The organism is Kaistella sp. CFF1-2 (genome assembly GCF_059509915.1).
Genome location: NZ_JCAKLF010000002.1, coordinates 254,078 through 272,032 on the forward strand (window position 1 = coordinate 254,078; position 17,955 = coordinate 272,032).

Below are 17,955 nucleotides of genomic sequence, written 5' to 3' on the forward strand. Positions count from 1 at the left end.
ATTTCCTGCTGTCCGCTGTATCTTTAGGCTTGTGGCTCGGACGGCTCCGCTTCGCTCCGCCGCCTCACGTCAATCCCAAAGGATGCCGCTTCCATCAGGGCTAGAGATTTATGCTTTCGGTAAAAAAACCTCCGCTAACATGCAACGAGCACTTCCGCCACCATTGGTTTCAATTGTTGTTAAATCCGAAGAAATAATCGCGTTGTAGTTTTCGATTTTCTGAATTTGTTCTTCATTTAAAGAATTCTTCGCAGCGGCGCTCATAACGAGAAAAGGAGTTCCTTCCGTATTGCGAACTTGAAGCATATTTCCAGCAAATTGCTGCATTTGTCCTTCTGAAATTTCGATGATTTCCTTTCCTGAGTTCTCAATAGTTTCTACAACATTCTTGCGTTCCTGCTCATCATCAATACAATCCAAACAAATAACAACATATTGATCAGCAACACACATCATCACATTGGTGTGATAAATTGGTAATCGTTCATTTCCTGCCGTTTGATAGGAATGAAAAACAACCGGTTTATAACTAATCGATTCACAAAAATCGATAAATAACTTTTCATCTAAACGCAATGAAACAGAACCGTAGGCTAATTTATTTGGATGATCGAAAATCATACTTCCCGTTCCTTCTAAAAAACGATTTTCATTTTCAAAACGAGACCAATCGGTTACTTTAGAGATTTCGAAACCTTCGTTTTTAACAAAATCTAAAATATCTTGACGTCTTTCTACACGTCGATTCGGAGCAAACATAGGATACAAAACAACTTCTCCATCCTCACCAAAACTCACCCAATTGTTTGGGAATATAGAATCTGGCGTATGCGGATCCAGCGTATCTTTTACCACCAAAACACGAACCCCTGCTTCTCTAAGTTTACTAACGAAATTTTGAAATTCTTCTAATGCTTTGGCTTGCGTATTTTGACTTTTGTCTTGAACTTGAAAATAGTTATTTTCTGCCGTTTGCGCGTTAAAACCAAATGCGATAGGTTCCACCATCAAAACAGTATCCGTTGTTTGCATAATATTAGACTTTTCGCAAATGTACTAAAGAAAAGGCTCTGCAACAAGACAGAGCCAAAATTGAAAATAAAAATGAGAAATATGGGTTTACAACGTATCTAAAGCCTGAGATAAGTCGGCAATGATATCGTCGATATGTTCAATTCCCACGCTTAAGCGCACCAAGCCTGGAGAGATTCCAGCATTTTTCTGTTCTTCCTCAGAAAGTTGTTCGTGCGTAGTCGAAGCGGGATTAATAATTAATGTTTTTGCATCACCAACATTGGCTAAATGCGAAATTAAGTTCAAATGATCGATTAAGCCAACAGCGGCTTCTTTTCCGCCCTTCAATTCAAACGTTAAAACACCACCAAAACCTTTGGTTAGGTATTTAATTGCGTTTTCATAGTCGGGAAAACTGGGCAAACCTGGATACAAAACTCGAGAAACTTTCGGATGATTTTCTAGATAATTAGCTAGTTTCAAAGCGTTTTCAACTGTACGTTCCACACGAAGAGAAAGCGTTTCTACACCTTGCAAAAGTAAAAATGAATTGAAAGGTGAAATCGCTGGACCAAAATCTCGTAATCCTTCTACGCGCGCTTTAATGATAAATGCAATATTTCCAAAAGGTGAATTTTTTCCGAAAACATCAGCGAAAACCAATCCGTGATACCCTTCTGAAGGTTGAGAAAGCAAAGGAAATTTCGGAGAACTCCAATCAAAAGTTCCACCATCCACAATCACACCACCAATGGAAGTTCCGTGACCTCCAATCCACTTTGTAGCCGATTCAACAACGATATCTGCTCCATGCTTGAATGGATTGAACAAGAAACCTCCCGCACCAAATGTATTATCAACAATTAACGGAATTCCATGTTTTTTTGCCACCGCAGAAATCGCATCAAAATTGGCAATATTCAATGTCGGGTTTCCAATGGTTTCCAAATACAAGGCTTTTGTATTTTCATCAATTAAAGCCTCAAAATCTTCTGGGTTATCATCTTTTGCGAAACGCGCTTCAATGCCCAATTTCTTAAAACTCGCCTTAAATTGGTTGTGCGAACCACCATACAAATACGGCGCCGTCACAAAATTATCGCCTTGCTGCAAAATATTAGTGATTGCCAAAAATTGAGCCGCATGACCAGAAGCCACCGCCAATGCTCCCGCCGCTCCATACAAAGCAGCAATTCGTTTTTCGAAAACATCCGTAGTTGGGTTCATAATTCGGGTATAGATGTTCCCGAATTCTTTTAATCCAAAAAGATTCGCGCCGTGTTCTGCGCTATTAAAGGTATACGAGCTTGTTTGGTACAAAGGTACCGCTCTAGAATTCGTCTCTTGATCAACTTCGTGACCCGCATGCAATTGCAATGTTTCAAAATGTAATGTACTCATCTTTTTAATTTTTTTAATACCGAAACATCAGCTTTAAAAGAAGCGAAAGAGCATAAAAAAACTCCTTCGACAAGCCGAAAGAGTGAGTATCTTGAAAATAGAATTCTACTGTATTCGTCTTATCTGTTCCTTTTCAGGTTGAAAGTAGCACCTTATTTTTCAACAGGTTGCTAAGGTTTCATCGGGTCAATTCCCTCCGCCTTTCTTGATAAGTGATGTGTTCAATGATCGTTTAACATGACAAATGTAAATCAAATATTTTAATCTACCAAATAAGTGGACTAACCTTTTTTTTGCGTATTCATTAAAAAAATCTAAATTTAGAATTCTAAATCTTCCTTTATGAAACGAAGCCTACTTGCTTTTCTTATTGCATTATTTGCAACGCAATTTGTATTTGGACAAACTAAATTAGCGCTAATTCCAGAGCCTGTTTCAGCAAGTTACTCGAACTCGTCATTTGCTATCGAAAAGCAGCTTCAGCTCATTGACAAAAACAACCCGAATTTGGCTAAAGAAGTGGATTTATTTAATCATTTTCTAAACAAATATCCGTTCGAATTTACCAATCAAAATTCTAAAACGAAAGTTTTCGTTGAAAAATATACGTCGAAAAACGAAGATGAATATCAATTAAACTCCGATGGAAAGTCGAAATCAATTCACATTCAATATACTTCGCCAGCGTCTAAATTTTATGCAATACAAACGTTAGTGCAAATTTTAAAACAAAGCAAAGACAATCAATTTCCTGCATTGCAGATAACCGATTATCCAAAATTTGAATATCGTGGAATGCATCTCGATGTTTGTAGACATTTCTTTACTATTGACGAAGTGAAAAGTTATTTGGACTATCTAGCGATGTATAAATACAACAAATTTCATTGGCATCTTACAGACGATCAAGGTTGGAGAATTGAGATTAAAAAATACCCGAAATTAACTTCTGTTGGTGGATTTAGAATCGGTTCTCAAGTTGGTCACTATGCTGATATGAAATTTGATGAAATCCCATACGGTGGGTTTTACACACAAGATCAAATTAAAGATGTTGTTGCTTATGCTAAAAAACTCCATATCGATGTAATCCCCGAAATCGAAATGCCTGGTCACGCTCAAGCAGCGTTGGCGGCTTATCCAGAATTCGCTTGTACTAAAGGACCTTTCGAAGTATGGAAAGAATGGGGCGTTTCGGAAAATATCTTTTGCCCAACAGAAGAAACCTTCACTTTTTTAGAAAATGTTTTATCCGAAGTAATGCCGCTTTTCCCGTACGAATACATCCATATTGGTGGAGACGAAGCTCCCAAAACTGTGTGGAAAGAAAGTCAGTTTGTACAAAATTTGATGAAAGAAAAAGGCTTCAAGAACGAAATGGAAGTTCAAAGTTACTTCATCACCCGAATTGAAAAATTTGTGAATTCCAAGGGAAAACAAATTATTGGTTGGGATGAAATCTTAGAAGGTGGACTCGCTCCTAATGCAACAGTTATGAGTTGGACAGGTATTGAAGGCGGAATTCATGCCGCAAAAACACAGCATAAAGCGATTATGACGCCTACTTCTACCAATTATTTTGACTACTATCAAGGAAATCCAGAAACAGAACCTATTTCAATCGGAGGCGACCTTCGTTTGAAAAAAGTGTACGAATATCAGCCAATACCGAAAGAACTAGATGAAGCGCAAGCCAAATATATTTGGGGAACCCAAGGAAATTTATGGACGGAATATATTTTGAATTTTCCACATGTTCAACATATGATTTTCCCAAGAATGCTCGCTCTTTCTGAAGTGGCTTGGGGAACTTCAAAACCAAAAGAATACAAAGCGTTTGAAAACCGTGTTTTAGAGCATTTTAAAGATTTTAATAAGTTAGGAATTCGATATTCAAAGGCTATTTTTGAAGTTTCGGATCAGATCACTAAAAATGCGGATGGAACTATTAAATATGAACTTTCGGCCGCAAATGATCCCACGAATATTCATTACACATTAGATGGAACAGATCCGACTACGCAATCACCAACATATAATGCTCCTTTTACCATTGCAAAATCAACGACTATAAAATCAGGATACTTTGAAAATGGATTGATGAAAAGTCCAATAACCAAAAGAAATTTCAGCTTCTCTAAAGCTACGGGAAAACCAATTACGTTAGAAAAAGAACCCAATGTTGCCTACAATGTTGGCGGTGCTTTTACTCTTGTTGATGGGATTCAAGGAGATTTTAAAAATCACGGTAAGTCATGGTTAGGTTTCTCGGGTGATGATGTAAATGCAACGATCGATCTAGGAAAAGAAGAAGAGTTTAGTTCGATTTCTTTGAATTCTTTAGAACGTCAAGGAAGTTGGATATACTTACCAAAGCGAGTAGAAATCTTAACCTCATCAGATCAAAAAAACTTTAAAACGATAAAAGTCGTTGAAGCAAATGAAATTCAAAATGCAAAAGGAAAAATCGAAATCAACCTGCCGAAAACTACGGCTCGATATGTAAAAGTTATTGTTTCCAACTTTGGTGTGATCCCGAAAGGAATGCCTGGAGCAGAAAACAAAGCTTGGCTTTTTGTCGATGAAATTTCAGTGAATTAAAAGATTAAAAAAACTTATCGCTTTTCCCAACTAGAATTACGTTTTACGAAAAGTAATTGTTTAAAATCTTGACTATCCGAATAATTTTGGATAAGGATTTCAACGCTGTCTTTTGTAACTTTTAAAGGATGAATGTCGTGCACCGTTTTCTTGATTTTTAATGAATCGTTGTAAAAATGATGTGTTGCAGAAGTAAATTCATCATCAAAACCGTGACCGACAAAAATTGTTTTTCCATTAATTGAATACTGTTCATCAAAACCGGTCGCAAGATCGATGAAATACGGATTTTCCTTAATGTATTTAAGTTCTTCAAATCGTTCTTCGGGAGTCGTTACCCCATCATATCGGTCATCGTTACCGCAAACTCCAACTGTCCTTTCATTCACTAAAAACAATGTGTCTTTCGGTGACATTGTCTTTGCAATCTCATGAATAATTTGTGTTTTTAGCTCAGAGGCGTTTTCCACTTCGGTCTGTTTTCCTTCCTTCGCTTCACAAGCTAGTAAAGCCAATCCAAGTATTGGAAAACCTATTTTTCTCAGGAATTCTTTAGTGTTTTTTATTAATTTCATCTTTAGTTTCAACCTAATTTTAGCATAAAAGCCACCATAAAGTAACTAACTCTAAGTTTCCATTTTTAAAAACTAAATGAAAAGCATCTTCCACATCATTTTTACCAATTGAAAATCGAGCATGCATTTCATCCGAGTCTTCTAAAACATAATAATCTCCTTTGGGGAAAAGCTTTTTAAAATCCTTTAGCTTGGTATTTTTATCCAACGTTATGTTGTGCGAAACAATATGAAATGAATTGCTTTCCACGTTCCCACTATTGAGCAAAACCATGTGATCATTGGTCGTAAACTCGATGTTTTTACCATATATCGTTGTTATCTTTCCGTCAAAATTTGGAAGGTCTCCCAACTCCGATTTTGGCCCGTACTTTTGAGCCATCCATTTTTCATCCAACCATTCAAAAGGAGTTCCGCATTCCCAAATATCCGTTTTGGTAGAGTCAATTTTGTTTTTGTACAAGGCATCGAATTCCTTTTTATCTAAATACACTTTATGACCATTCACTAAAACATTTTCCATTTCCAGATATTTAAAATCATAAACTTTCGGCGCGTGTGTCGAAATTACGTCACCTGCGTTAGCATCAATTTTCGTTGAATCCGTTTTAGTTGCGTACGTTTCCAAAATCTTTTGCTCCGCTTTTTTACAAGAAATTTGAAAAGTAGCAAGAACAATAAACACGGGGAATAGGATAGTTTTGATATTCATCATCAAAAATTTAGTTTTCGAAATTTGAATTTAACAAAAAAACAATTGATTTGATACGATTAGTAATATGATTTGTTGAATATATTTTGCATAATCAGACATTATATTGATATTTGTTTTAGCTTACATTTAAAATGACACCATGAGTTCAAACCGACGAAAATTCATTAAACATACGGCATTATTATCATCAGCGATAGTTCTAAATCCATTGGAGCTTTTTGCTAATTCTAGTCTAGGAAAAATAACAAAACCAAAAACCGTGCGAAAGCCAGTGGTTCTTTCGACATGGGATTTCGGTTTGGAAGCCAACAAAGAAGCTTGGAAAGTGTTGGAAAAAGGTGGACGAGCATTAGATGCTGTTGAAAAAGGTGTTATGCTTACAGAAAATGATCCAACAGAACGAAGTGTCGGTTACGGCGGGCGACCCGATCGCGATGGCAAAGTAACTTTGGATGCTTGTATTATGGATGAAAATGCGAACATTGGTTCGGTTGCAGCTTTGGAACATATTAAAAATCCAATTTCGGTAGCGCGTGCGGTCATGGAAAAGACACCGCATGTGATGCTTGTAGGTGATGGCGCGTATGAATTTGCCATTTCGCAAGGATTCAAAAAAGAAAACTTACTCACTGCAGAGTCAGAAAAGGAATGGAAGGAATGGTTGAAAACTTCCGAATATAAACCCATTGTAAATATTGAAAATCACGATACGATTGGGATGATCGCTATTGATGATAAAGGAAATCTTTCAGGCGCTTGTACAACGAGCGGTATGGCGTTCAAAATGCACGGTCGTGTTGGAGATTCGCCCATTATTGGAGCGGGTTTGTACGTCGATAATGAAGTTGGCGCCGCGACCGCAACGGGTCATGGTGAAGAAGTAATCCGAACATGTGGAACCCATTTGGTGGTCGAATTAATGCGTCAAGGGAAAAATCCGCAAGCCGCTTGTGAGGAAGCTGTCCGAAGAATTCATAAATTTATCATTCAAAGAGGTAAAGATCCGAAAGACATTCAAATCGGATTCATTGCTTTGAATAAACAAGGGGAACATGGCGCTTTTTGCCTTCAAAAAGGCTTTAATTACGCAGTTCATGACAAAAAAGCAAACCAATTATTCCCTTCTAAAAACTTAATTTAAATGTTAGAAATAGCCTGTTTTGAAATAACGTCTGCCGAACTAGCGCTGCAATCCGTTGCGGATCGTATTGAGTTTTGTGCCGATGTCTCCGCTGGTGGAACAACGCCCAGCATTGAGGAATTCAGATATTTACGAAGTAAGTATGACAAACCGATTCATGTGATGATTCGGCCAAGTGGTGGACCATTTTTCTACAACGATGCCGAATTCATTCAAATGCAAAACGATATTCTCGAATTTAAAAATGCGGGAGCAGATGGTTTTGTGTTCGGAATTTTAACTCATCATCAGTTTATCGATCAAGAAAAGAATCAAATTTTAGTGGATTTGGCGGGAGACACAACCTGTGTTTTCCACCGCGCTATCGATCGTACGCCTGAAATTTTCGAGGCGACTAAAACCTTAATTAAAATTGGATTTAAAGAAGTTCTTACTTCCGGTGGAAAAAATTCGGCGATTGAAGGAAAAGAAACCTTAGCAAAACTGATTTCAGACTTTGATGACAAAATTAAAATCTTAATCGGTGGCGGTGTACGTTCGTCTAATATTTTAGAATTAATGGATGTTACCAAAGGAGGACGTTACCATTCTTCCGCGATTTTACCGTACGAAAGTTTCACCAACGTTGCCGAAATTAAAAACCTAAAAAAATCTATTGAAGAATGAAGCTAAAGCTTTTCCTTTCGCTAATTACCCTATTTTGCTCATTGTTTTTATTTAGCCAAGTAAAAACTAAAAATTTAGGACATGAAAAATGGACTTTTCAGCAAGAAGGAAAAGCAAAAATTCTTCCCGCTTCCGTTCCCGGAACGGTTCACACAGATTTATTTAAAAACAACCAAATTCCAGATCCGTATTATTCGGATAACGAGCAAAAACTTCAATGGATTGAAAATGAAAACTGGATTTATAAAACCTCTTTTCGAATTTCAAAATCGGACTTTCAAAACGATGCCATCAAGCTTGTATTCGAGGGTTTGGACACGTATGCGGATGTTTATTTGAATGGTCAAAAAATTATTTCAGCAAATAATATGTTCCGAACGTGGCAAAAGGAAATCAAGCCCTTGCTAAAAGAAGGAAATAATTCGTTGGAAATTCGATTTGAATCTGCTGTAAAAAAAGGAAAAGAAGCTGCAAAAAAACTTCCGTACGAAATTCCCGAAGGCGAACGCGTATTTGTTAGAAAAGCCCAATATCAGTTTGGTTGGGATTGGGGACCGCGATTTGTTACTGCAGGAATTTTGAAACCTGTGCGTTTAGAATTCATCAAAAATGCGCAAATAGAATCCATCGGACATTCTCAAAAAATTGAAAAAAATGCAGCGCAACTTACCTTCAAAACTCAAATTCAAGTTGAAAAAGAAGGAAATTATACGCTTCAAATAAATGAAACCAAAAAGAATATTCCTTTAAAAAAGGGGCTTGAGACCGTTTCCGTTCCTATCGAAATTAAAAATCCAAAACTTTGGTGGTCTAAAGGTTTGGGCGAACCTCATCTGTATTCGTATTCCATTCAGTTGAAAAAAGGCAATCAGCTTTTGGATGAGCGAAAATTGAAAATTGGAATTCGAGATATCAAACTCATTGAAAAACCAGACGATAAAGGCGTTGGCTTTTATTTTGAACTCAACGGCGTTCCTGTTTATATTAAAGGAGCGAATACTATTCCGCTGCATAGTTTTTTACCCAATGTGACGAAAAAAGACTATCAAAAATTAATCGATGAAGCGGTATTTGCGAACATGAATATGCTTCGTGTTTGGGGAGGCGGAATTTACGAAGACGATGAATTCTACAATCTTTGTGATGAAAACGGAATTTTGGTTTGGCAGGATTTTGCATTTGCATGCACCATGTATCCTGGCGACGACGCTTTTTTGGATAATGTAAAACATGAAGTAATTGATAATGCAAAACGATTGCAAAACCATGCAAGCTTAGCCATTTGGTGCGGTAATAATGAGAATGACGAAGGCTGGCATAATTGGGGATGGCAAAAACAATTCAATTATTCGAAGCAAGATTCTACAAAAATTTGGAATGATTATGTGAAAACATTCCGCGAAATAATTCCGCAAACTTTAGCCGAAGTTTATCCCGAAAAACCTTTGTATTGGCAAAGTTCACCAAAAAACGGTTGGGGCCGAGAAAAATCCTACCAAGAAGGCGATGTTCATTATTGGGGCGTTTGGTGGGGAAAGGAGCCTTTCGAAAAATATGAAGAAAAAACAGGGCGTTTTGTAAGTGAATACGGCTTCCAAGGAATGCCTCCGATAAAGACTTTAACGCAAATTTCCTCCAATCTTCAATGGGGTGATCCAGGAATTAAAAACCATCAAAAACATAAAACGGGCTACGAAACTATTCGAGAATATATGGAGCGGGATTACCCTGTGCCCGATCAATTCGAAGATTATGCCTATATCTCCCAACTTTTACAAGCCCGCGGATTAGAAATCGCTGTACAAGCGCATCGCGGAAAGAAACCATTTAATATGGGAACGTTGTACTGGCAATTGAACGACGTTTGGCCAGTTACTTCGTGGAGCAGCATTGATTTTTACAACAATAGAAAAGCATCGCATTATTCCGCGAAGCGACTTTTTCAAGATGTTTTTGCGAAGTTCAAAGTGGATGAAAAAGGAATTAGCATTCAAATAAATAACGATTTGAATAAAGATCAATTGATAAAATTTGACATTCAAATTCAAGATTTAAAAGGCAAAACGGTTTATACAAAACGACATGTTCGCGAAACGTATGCGCTAGGAGTTTTCACTTTAGAAACGATTGTGAGAAATGAAATTCCGAATTACGATCCAACGAATATGTTGATTTCTGTTGAAATAGAAACGTCTACTAAAGAAACATACTATTTCGACTATTTTCCAGCGAAACCGAAGGATTTAAAGCTTGAAAAAGCTCAAGTAAAAGTGGAGCGTATCGATGCAAAAACACTAAAACTAACTTCGAATGTTGTTGCGAAAGATGTGCATGTTGAAACCAACAAAATGACCAATTTTGATGACAATTTCTTTACATTGATTCCGGGAAAAGCAAAAGTCATCACAGCTCAAGAGCCTATTTCGGAATTTAAAATTAGAACACTTAACGATTATATTCTCAAAAAGTAAAGCATTACAATCGCCTTTTCAGCCCTAGTTTAGGCTAAATTTCACATTTTAAAATTTTTATTATCTCAAATTGAGACATTTGATTTTTTTTATTATCTTTAACCCGATTAATGAAAAAACTCGGATATGTTTAAGAAAATTATTCTGACCTCTTTACTTACTGTGGCAACTTACTCGGTTTATGCCCAGCAGACGAAAGTTCCTATTTATTTAGATGAAACGAAACCTGTAGAGCAAAGAATAGAAGACGCGTTGTCTCGTATGACTTTGGAAGAAAAAATAGGATTAACACATGCGCAATCCAAATTTTCGTCACATGGTGTTCCTAGATTAGGAATTCCTGAATTTTGGGCTACCGATGGACCTCACGGAGTTCGCCCGGAAGTAATGTGGGATGAATGGGATCAAGCAGGCTGGACAAACGACTCCATCATCGCCTACCCTGCCTTAACAGCTCTTGCTGCAACGTGGAATAAAACGATGTCTTGGAACTACGGAAAAGCTCTTGGAGAAGAAGCTCGCTACCGTAAAAAAGACATTCTTCTAGGTCCAGGTGTTAATATTTACAGAACACCACTAAACGGTAGAAACTTCGAATATATGGGTGAAGATCCGTATTTGTCTTCTAAGATGGTCGTGCCATACATCAAAGGAGTACAGTCTAACGGAGTTGCAACCAGTGTGAAGCATTTTGCAATGAACAACCAGGAAATGTTCCGTCATACAAGTAATGTTACTGTTGATGATCGTGCTTTGTACGAAATCTACCTCCCACCGTTTAAAGCAGCGGTAACAGAAGGAGATTCTTGGACAATTATGGGTGCTTACGATTACTATAAAGGACAAATTGCCAGCCACAATAAATACCTGATTAACGACATTCTGAAAGGAGAATGGAAATATAAAGGTGTGGTTGTTTCCGATTGGGGAGCAGCAAACGATACCGAACAAGCCATTACCAATGGATTGGATATGGAATTCGGAAGTTGGACGAATGGTCTTTCTGAAGGAACAAGTAACGCATATGACAATTACTATCTAGCACAACCATATTTGAAATTAATCAAAGAAGGAAAAGTAGGAACCAAAGAATTGGATGACAAAGTAAGACGAATTATGCGTTTGGCTTACAACACGACGATGAACCGAAATAAGCCTTTCGGAAACATCGCTTCGGAAGAGCACAAAGCGGTTGCAAAACATATCGGTGAAGAAGGAATTGTTCTTTTGAAAAACGATAAAAATGTATTACCAATCGATCTTTCTAAAACCAAGAAAATCGCCGTAATCGGTGAAAACGCTATTAAAATGATGACTGTTGGTGGAGGTTCTTCTTCATTAAAAGTAAAATACGAAACGTTACCACTAGACGGAATCAAAGATCGTTTCGGGAAACAAACCGAGGTTGTCTATGCGAGAGGCTACGTTGGAGACGTTGGTGGCGAATACAATGGAGTTAAATCCGGACAAGATCTAAAAGACAGTCGTTCGGAAGCTGAGTTGATTCGTGAAGCAGTTGATGTTGCGAAAAATGCAGATTTCGTTGTTTTCGTTGGAGGTTTAAATAAAGCCGATTTCCAAGATAGTGAAGGAAACGATAGAAAAAGCATGGATCTTCCTTACGCGCAAGATAAGTTAATTGCTGAATTAGCTAAAGCAAACAAAAACCTAGCAGTTGTACTAATTACCGGAAATGCCGTAACGATGCCTTGGGTAAAAGAAGTTCCTGCGGTTGTTCAAGGATGGTATCTAGGTTCTGAAGCGGGAAATTCATTAGCTTCCATTTTGGCGGGTGATGCAAACCCTTCAGGAAAATTACCATTTACTTTTCCAGTTAAGCTTTCGGACAACGCTGCCCACACGATGGGAGAATATCCTGGAAACAAAGCAGAATTGGCGGCTGGCAAAGGAAAAGATCAAAAGAACATCATCAATATTACCTACAACGAAGGAATTTTGGTGGGTTATAGATGGCATGACACCAAAAATATCAAACCTCAGTTTGCATTTGGTCATGGATTAAGCTACACAAGTTTTGAATTCGGAAAAGCGAGTGCGGATAAATCAAAAATGACGCAAAACGACCAAATCACCTTCCGAGTTACCGTGAAAAATACGGGTAAAAAAGCAGGTGCCGAAGTTGCTCAGTTGTACATCAGCGATTTGAAATCATCAGTCTTAAGACCAACTAAAGAGTTAAAAGGTTTTGAAAAAGTTTTCTTAAATCCAGGTGAATCGAAAGAAGTAAGCTTTACAATCGATAAAGCGGCGCTAAGTTATTTCGACGATAAAAAGCACGAATGGGTTGCCGAACCAGGAGAATTTGAAGCTTCGATCGGAAACGCATCCGATGCGATTAAAACAAAAGTGAAATTTACGTTACAATAATCATACTAGTAACACAAGTGAAAGGCTGCCCAGAATCTGAGCAGCCTTTCTATTTTAGCTTAATATGGTCTTATTATTCCCGTACCAATGGCATTGTTGAACAGCGAAGCAAACCGCCCATTTTAGAAATCTCAACGTATGGAATTTCTTCAACAGTAAAACCCCATTCTTCTCTCAAAAACTGATTCATTCGTTTAAAACGAACATCAGAAACCACAACATTGGGTGAAATAGAAAAGACATTAGGAACCATCTCGAACATTTCTTCATCGGTCACTTCAAAAACATTTTCCTGTCCAAAAATATCGACAATCAGATGGCTGTCGCTTTCATCAACGAAACCATTTTTATATAAAATACACTTATCGGTCCCAATTGGGTTGAATGTACAATCCAAATGCAATATTCCCTCATGCGGATTGGTATCGTTCTTTTTCAAATCAAAGTCAATGATTCTTTTCTTTGGAAAATATTCTTTTAATATATCAATCGAATATTCGTTGGTTCGCGCTGTTTTAAAATTTCGATAATCTTCCGAATAACACGTTCCTACAAACAAAAAGTCATTCCAAACAATAACATCGCCACCTTCTACATGGGCTTTTTCGGGAAGGTTAATGATTTTTCGCCACTCCACCATTTCAAAAATCTTGCGATAAGCATCTTGCTCATCTGCCCGATCTTTGATGACGTTAGAAATGATCATTTTATCATCAATTACAAACGCAACATCACGCGAAAATACTTGGTTGTAATTTTCAATGATGCTCGGACGATGCACTTTGACACCGTATTTTTTCAAAACTTCCTCAAAAGCATTCATTTCTTCAAGAACAGATTCTTCCTTTGGGTAGATTCCGTTTTCAATCGCGTAATACGATTTAGCATCATAACTTTCCTCTAAAGAAGGCGTTCCACCAATAGAATTGGGCTGGCCGAGTACAACAGATTTTAGTTTTCCAGTTTCGTTCGTAATGTTCAGTTTCATAGATTCTTTCCTCAAAAGCAAATATAGTTTATAAAAAGCACTCAAAAATGAATTTTAAGAGCGTTAAAATCTAGAATTGTCATCATTTTGTTTAGCTTTTTTTCAATGGATTTTTAAATCCTAAACTTTCCATCTTAATATTTCCTATTTTATGGAAGAATTATCCAAATTTCAACTTTAAAAATTCAAGAGCATGCGTTGTTTGGGAAACCCAAAAGCAAGCTGTACCTTTGCCGATTGAAATCAATTTATGAAAACAAAAGGCTACATTATCGCCACAATTTCTGCCATTTCATTCGGGTTAATCCCGATTTTTATTTTACCACTGAAGCGGATACAATTCTCTATGGATGTAACGCTTTTTTATCGGTTTTTATTTTCTGCTTTAATGGTCGGTGTTTACTTATTGTCGAAAAAAATAAGTTTGAAAATCAACAAAAAGGAATTAGGAGTATTAGCAATATTAGGACTTTGCTATGCATTATCATCCGAATTTTTATTCATCGGTTACGACTATCTTTCGGCGGGAATCGCTTCAACCGTTTTGTTCGTTTATCCTGTTTTGGTGGCTTTGATTATGTTTTTTGTGTATAAGGAAAAGCTTAGCAAAATGGGCATTATTTCATTGATTTTAGCTTTTATTGGGGTCTTAGTACTTTGTTTGAAGGAAGGCTCTTTCGAGCTCAATTATACTGGATTGGGAATCGTTATGTTTAGCGCTTTGGCGTATGCTTTATATATGATTATTGTGAATAAAGGCGGATTGGCAATGAACGGATTCAAACTTTCATTTTATTCCATGCTTTTTACGGCATTCTATTTTTTAGTAAAATCTTCAATTAAAGGCGATTCTTTAATGGTTCCGAACACATCGATTTTGATAAACTTAGTTGTATTTGCTTTTGTAACCACGTTAATTTCAAGTGTTGCTTTGGTGATTGCGATACAGTACATCGGATCAACACCAACGGCAATTATGGGCGCTTTAGAACCCGTGATCGCTGTTGCGGTAAGTGTTTTATTTTTTCAAGAAGAGTTCACGACCAATCTACTCATCGGAATTGTATTTATTCTTAGCGGAGTTTTGCTGAATGTCTTATCCAATCGGCGAAACGAGAAAAAAGCCATACAAACTGCATAAAAAAACTCCCCAAATTGGGGAGTTTTATATTTAGTAAGAGTAAAATTATCTTGCTTCCATAGAAACATAATCACGTACTCCTGCTCCTTGATAAACTTGTCTTGGACGACCAATTGGGTCTCCGTGAAGTCTCATTTCTTTCCATTGAGAAATCCACCCTGGAAGTCTTCCTAATGCAAACATTACGGTAAACATTTCAGTTGGAATTCCTAATGCTCTGTAGATAATTCCTGAGTAGAAATCTACGTTTGGATACAATTTTCTAGATACGAAGTAATCGTCTTCTAACGCTACTTTTTCTAATTGCATTGCGATATCTAAAGCTTTGTCGTGAATTCCTAATGCGTTAAGGATATCATCAGCCGCTTTTTTGATGATTTTCGCTCTTGGATCGAAGTTTTTGTAAACTCGGTGTCCGAAGCCCATCAAACGGAAGTTATCTTCTTTGTTTTTCGCTTTTTCTACCCATTTAGCAACATCTCCACCATCCGCTTCGATCATTTCTAGCATTTCGATTACTGCTTGGTTTGCACCACCGTGAAGTGGCCCCCAAAGTGCAGAAACACCCGCAGAAATAGAAGCGAATAATCCAGTATGTGCAGAACCTACCATTCTTACAGTAGAAGTAGAACAGTTTTGCTCATGATCAGCATGAAGAATTAATAATTTATCTAAAGCATCAACAACAACTGGATCCATAACAAACTCTTCGTTTGGTAATCTGAAAGCCATTCTGTAGAAGTTTTCTACATAGCTTAAGCTGTTATCGCCGTGGTTGATTGGTAAACCTTGAGTTTTTCTGTAAGTCCAAGCACAAAGGTGAGAGAATTTAGCAAGCATTAATTCTGCTGCGTGATCCATTTCTTCTTTAGAATTTACGTTTACTGCTTTTGGGTTGAAAGCCGTTAACGCAGATGTAAGCGAAGAAAGAACTCCCATAGGGTGAGCAGAACGAGGGAAAACGTCAAGAATTTTCTTCATTTCGTCTGCAACGAAATTGTATTTTTTGATTCCTTTATCGAAAGAAGTAAATTGACTTTCTGTTGGCAATTCACCGTGAAGTAACAAATACATTACTTCTGTAAAATTCGATTTCTCAGCAATTTGCTCGATAGGATATCCTCTGTAATACAATTCTCCTTTATCACCATCCAAATAGGTGATATCACTTAACGTAGCTCCGGTATTTTTATATCCAAGATCTAAAGTAATTAAACCAGTTTGATCTCTAAGCTTCGAAATATCGATTCCACGATCTCCAAGTGTGCTATCTACAATAGGATATTCGAATGATTTCCCATCATAGTTCAATACGACTTTATTATCTGACATTTGTTAATATTTTATTCGTTAAATATAAGCATTTTGACACGTATTGTCAAATGAGATTCTTTAGTATATCATGATAAAAAAAATCTATAAGTTTAATTTGGTTTGAAACGAAATCATTTCTGAGCAAATACAACTTAAAATGCCCTAAAATTAGATGAAAAATAAAAAAAGCATCCGAATTATTTCGAATGCTTTGCATATAAAATTCAATATGAATTATCTGTTAATTTTGAAGGCGTCAAGACCTGGAAAAATTGCGGTTTCACCTAAAGCCTCTTCAATTCTAATCAATTGATTGTATTTCGCCATTCTATCTGAACGTGAAGCAGAACCTGTTTTGATTTGTCCACAGTTCATCGCTACCGCTAAATCAGCAATTGTAGCATCTTCTGTTTCACCAGATCTGTGAGACATAACCGATGTATACTTGTTGTTCTGAGCCATTTGTACCGCTGCCATCGTTTCAGAAAGTGAACCAATTTGGTTTACTTTTACTAGAATTGAGTTTGCGATATCTTCTTTGATTCCTCTAGAAAGTCTTTCTACGTTTGTTACGAATAAATCGTCTCCAACCAACTGAACGCGGTCTCCGATTTTGTCCGTAAGCATTTTCCATCCTTCCCAATCGTCTTCATGCATACCATCTTCAATTGAGATAATCGGATATTTTGCAGCCAATTCAGCCAAATAATTCACTTGCTCACTTCTGTTGAATTGTGCTGAATCTGGAGTTTGGAATTTTCTATAATCGTAAATGCCATCTTTGTAGAATTCTGAAGCCGCACAGTCCAAAGCGATCATCACATCATCACCTGGCTTGTATCCAGCTTTTTCAATCGCTTGAAGTAACGTATCCAAAGCATCTTCTGTTCCCGCAAATGTTGGCGCAAAACCTCCTTCGTCACCAACCGCTGTTGAAAGTCCTCTTCCGTGAAGAATTGACTTCAAATTATGGAAAATCTCCGTTCCTTTTCTCAATGCGTGAGAAAACGAATCTGCCTTCACTGGCATTACCATAAATTCTTGGAATGCAATTGGTGCATCCGAGTGTGAACCTCCGTTAATTACGTTCATCATTGGAACGGGAAGCGTGTTTGCATTAACACCACCAACGTATTTGTACAAAGGCAATCTCAATTCGGCTGCTGCTGCTTTTGCAACCGCCAAAGAAACTCCTAAAATAGCGTTAGCACCCAAATTTCCTTTGTTAGATGTTCCATCGACCTCAATCATAATTTGATCGACTAGGTTTTGTTCGAAAACGGAAATCCCAACGATTTCTGGAGCAATTACTTCTCTTACATTTTCTACGGCTTTTAGAACCCCTTTACCTAAGAAATCGGATCCACCGTCTCTTAATTCTACCGCTTCATGTTCTCCTGTTGATGCTCCCGACGGAACGGCAGCACGGCCCATAGCCCCACTTTCAGTAAAAACGTCAACTTCAATTGTTGGATTTCCTCTAGAATCTAAAATCTGTCTTGCTTCGATGTAAGAAATATAACTCATAATGCATTAATTT

At 37.3% G+C, this 17,955-nt stretch carries 13 protein-coding genes and 1 riboswitch; of the genes, 6 read left to right on the forward strand and 7 right to left on the reverse strand.

From position 1 onward, the window contains the following. Positions 1-108: 108 nt before the first annotated feature. Together ctlX and AC5XHR_RS06280 are read right to left on the reverse strand one after the other, a co-directional pair. A complete protein-coding gene (gene ctlX, locus AC5XHR_RS06275; protein ID WP_495949930.1) occupies positions 109-1,032 on the reverse strand; it encodes a citrulline utilization hydrolase CtlX in 924 nt (307 codons plus the stop codon). 87 nt (positions 1,033-1,119) lie between these two features. Beyond that, on the reverse strand, positions 1,120-2,415 hold the full coding sequence (locus AC5XHR_RS06280; protein WP_495949931.1) for an O-acetylhomoserine aminocarboxypropyltransferase/cysteine synthase family protein: 1,296 nt from the start codon (positions 2,413-2,415) through the stop codon (positions 1,120-1,122). Positions 2,416-2,531: 116 nt separating this feature from the next. Beyond that, positions 2,532-2,630, reverse strand: a riboswitch (SAM riboswitch). Positions 2,631-2,757: 127 nt separating this feature from the next. Here AC5XHR_RS06280 and AC5XHR_RS06285 point away from each other — a divergent pair. Next, on the forward strand, positions 2,758-5,016 hold the full coding sequence (locus AC5XHR_RS06285) for a glycoside hydrolase family 20 protein (RefSeq protein WP_495949932.1): 2,259 nt from the start codon (positions 2,758-2,760) through the stop codon (positions 5,014-5,016). Positions 5,017-5,030: 14 nt separating this feature from the next. Here AC5XHR_RS06285 and AC5XHR_RS06290 read toward each other — a convergent pair whose 3' ends face one another. Beyond that, entirely contained in the window at positions 5,031-5,591 is a 561-nt protein-coding gene (locus tag AC5XHR_RS06290) for a hypothetical protein (RefSeq protein WP_495949933.1), read from the reverse strand. 19 nt (positions 5,592-5,610) lie between these two features. Next, positions 5,611-6,306 carry a hypothetical protein gene (locus AC5XHR_RS06295; RefSeq protein ID WP_495949934.1) on the reverse strand — a complete coding sequence of 232 codons (696 nt, stop codon included), beginning with the start codon at positions 6,304-6,306 and terminating at the stop codon, positions 5,611-5,613. A gap of 139 nt (positions 6,307-6,445) precedes the next feature. On the opposite strand from AC5XHR_RS06295, the gene AC5XHR_RS06300 reads away from it, so the two are divergent. The 4 genes from AC5XHR_RS06300 to AC5XHR_RS06315 all read left to right on the forward strand — a co-directional run bounded on the left by AC5XHR_RS06300 (position 6,446) and on the right by AC5XHR_RS06315 (position 12,972). Continuing rightward, positions 6,446-7,447 carry an isoaspartyl peptidase/L-asparaginase family protein gene (locus AC5XHR_RS06300; protein ID WP_495949935.1) on the forward strand — a complete coding sequence of 334 codons (1,002 nt, stop codon included), beginning with the start codon at positions 6,446-6,448 and terminating at the stop codon, positions 7,445-7,447. Next, on the forward strand, positions 7,448-8,113 hold the full coding sequence (locus tag AC5XHR_RS06305) for a copper homeostasis protein CutC (RefSeq protein ID WP_495949936.1): 666 nt from the start codon (positions 7,448-7,450) through the stop codon (positions 8,111-8,113). It begins immediately after the preceding gene. Continuing rightward, the gene (locus AC5XHR_RS06310; RefSeq protein WP_495949937.1) at positions 8,110-10,584 is read left to right on the forward strand and encodes a beta-mannosidase; all 2,475 of its coding nucleotides are present in this window, start codon (positions 8,110-8,112) and stop codon (positions 10,582-10,584) included. The genes AC5XHR_RS06305 and AC5XHR_RS06310 overlap by 4 nt, the downstream gene beginning before the upstream one ends. A gap of 126 nt (positions 10,585-10,710) precedes the next feature. After that, complete coding sequence (locus AC5XHR_RS06315) at positions 10,711-12,972, forward strand: glycoside hydrolase family 3 C-terminal domain-containing protein (protein WP_495949938.1); 2,262 nt, start codon at positions 10,711-10,713, stop codon at positions 12,970-12,972. Positions 12,973-13,045: 73 nt separating this feature from the next. Here the strand turns inward: AC5XHR_RS06315 and AC5XHR_RS06320 are convergent, their stop codons facing one another. Then, on the reverse strand, positions 13,046-13,960 hold the full coding sequence (locus AC5XHR_RS06320; RefSeq protein WP_495949939.1) for a dimethylarginine dimethylaminohydrolase family protein: 915 nt from the start codon (positions 13,958-13,960) through the stop codon (positions 13,046-13,048). Between the two features lie 250 nt (positions 13,961-14,210). Here AC5XHR_RS06320 and AC5XHR_RS06325 point away from each other — a divergent pair, with 250 nt between their 5' ends. After that, positions 14,211-15,101, forward strand: coding sequence for a DMT family transporter (locus tag AC5XHR_RS06325; RefSeq protein ID WP_495949940.1), 891 nt, complete (start codon positions 14,211-14,213; stop codon positions 15,099-15,101). A gap of 45 nt (positions 15,102-15,146) precedes the next feature. Here AC5XHR_RS06325 and AC5XHR_RS06330 read toward each other — a convergent pair whose 3' ends face one another. Then, positions 15,147-16,433, reverse strand: coding sequence for a citrate synthase (locus AC5XHR_RS06330; protein WP_495949941.1), 1,287 nt, complete (start codon positions 16,431-16,433; stop codon positions 15,147-15,149). A 216-nt stretch (positions 16,434-16,649) separates the two neighbouring features. Further along, the gene (gene eno, locus AC5XHR_RS06335; protein WP_495949942.1) at positions 16,650-17,942 is read right to left on the reverse strand and encodes a phosphopyruvate hydratase; all 1,293 of its coding nucleotides are present in this window, start codon (positions 17,940-17,942) and stop codon (positions 16,650-16,652) included. Positions 17,943-17,955 lie beyond the last annotated feature (13 nt).

Bases quoted from the DNA above. Each gene is read 5' to 3' on its own strand.
- ctlX (WP_495949930.1), bottom strand. From the start codon at position 1,032: ATGCAAACAACGGATACTGTTTTGATGGTGGAACCTATCGCATTTGGT.
- AC5XHR_RS06280 (WP_495949931.1), bottom strand. From the start codon at position 2,415: ATGAGTACATTACATTTTGAAACATTGCAATTGCATGCGGGTCACGAA.
- AC5XHR_RS06285 (WP_495949932.1), top strand. From the start codon at position 2,758: ATGAAACGAAGCCTACTTGCTTTTCTTATTGCATTATTTGCAACGCAA.
- AC5XHR_RS06290 (WP_495949933.1), bottom strand. From the start codon at position 5,591: ATGAAATTAATAAAAAACACTAAAGAATTCCTGAGAAAAATAGGTTTT.
- AC5XHR_RS06295 (WP_495949934.1), bottom strand. From the start codon at position 6,306: ATGATGAATATCAAAACTATCCTATTCCCCGTGTTTATTGTTCTTGCT.
- AC5XHR_RS06300 (WP_495949935.1), top strand. From the start codon at position 6,446: ATGAGTTCAAACCGACGAAAATTCATTAAACATACGGCATTATTATCA.
- AC5XHR_RS06305 (WP_495949936.1), top strand. From the start codon at position 7,448: ATGTTAGAAATAGCCTGTTTTGAAATAACGTCTGCCGAACTAGCGCTG.
- AC5XHR_RS06310 (WP_495949937.1), top strand. From the start codon at position 8,110: ATGAAGCTAAAGCTTTTCCTTTCGCTAATTACCCTATTTTGCTCATTG.
- AC5XHR_RS06315 (WP_495949938.1), top strand. From the start codon at position 10,711: ATGTTTAAGAAAATTATTCTGACCTCTTTACTTACTGTGGCAACTTAC.
- AC5XHR_RS06320 (WP_495949939.1), bottom strand. From the start codon at position 13,960: ATGAAACTGAACATTACGAACGAAACTGGAAAACTAAAATCTGTTGTA.
- AC5XHR_RS06325 (WP_495949940.1), top strand. From the start codon at position 14,211: ATGAAAACAAAAGGCTACATTATCGCCACAATTTCTGCCATTTCATTC.
- AC5XHR_RS06330 (WP_495949941.1), bottom strand. From the start codon at position 16,433: ATGTCAGATAATAAAGTCGTATTGAACTATGATGGGAAATCATTCGAA.
- eno (WP_495949942.1), bottom strand. From the start codon at position 17,942: ATGAGTTATATTTCTTACATCGAAGCAAGACAGATTTTAGATTCTAGA.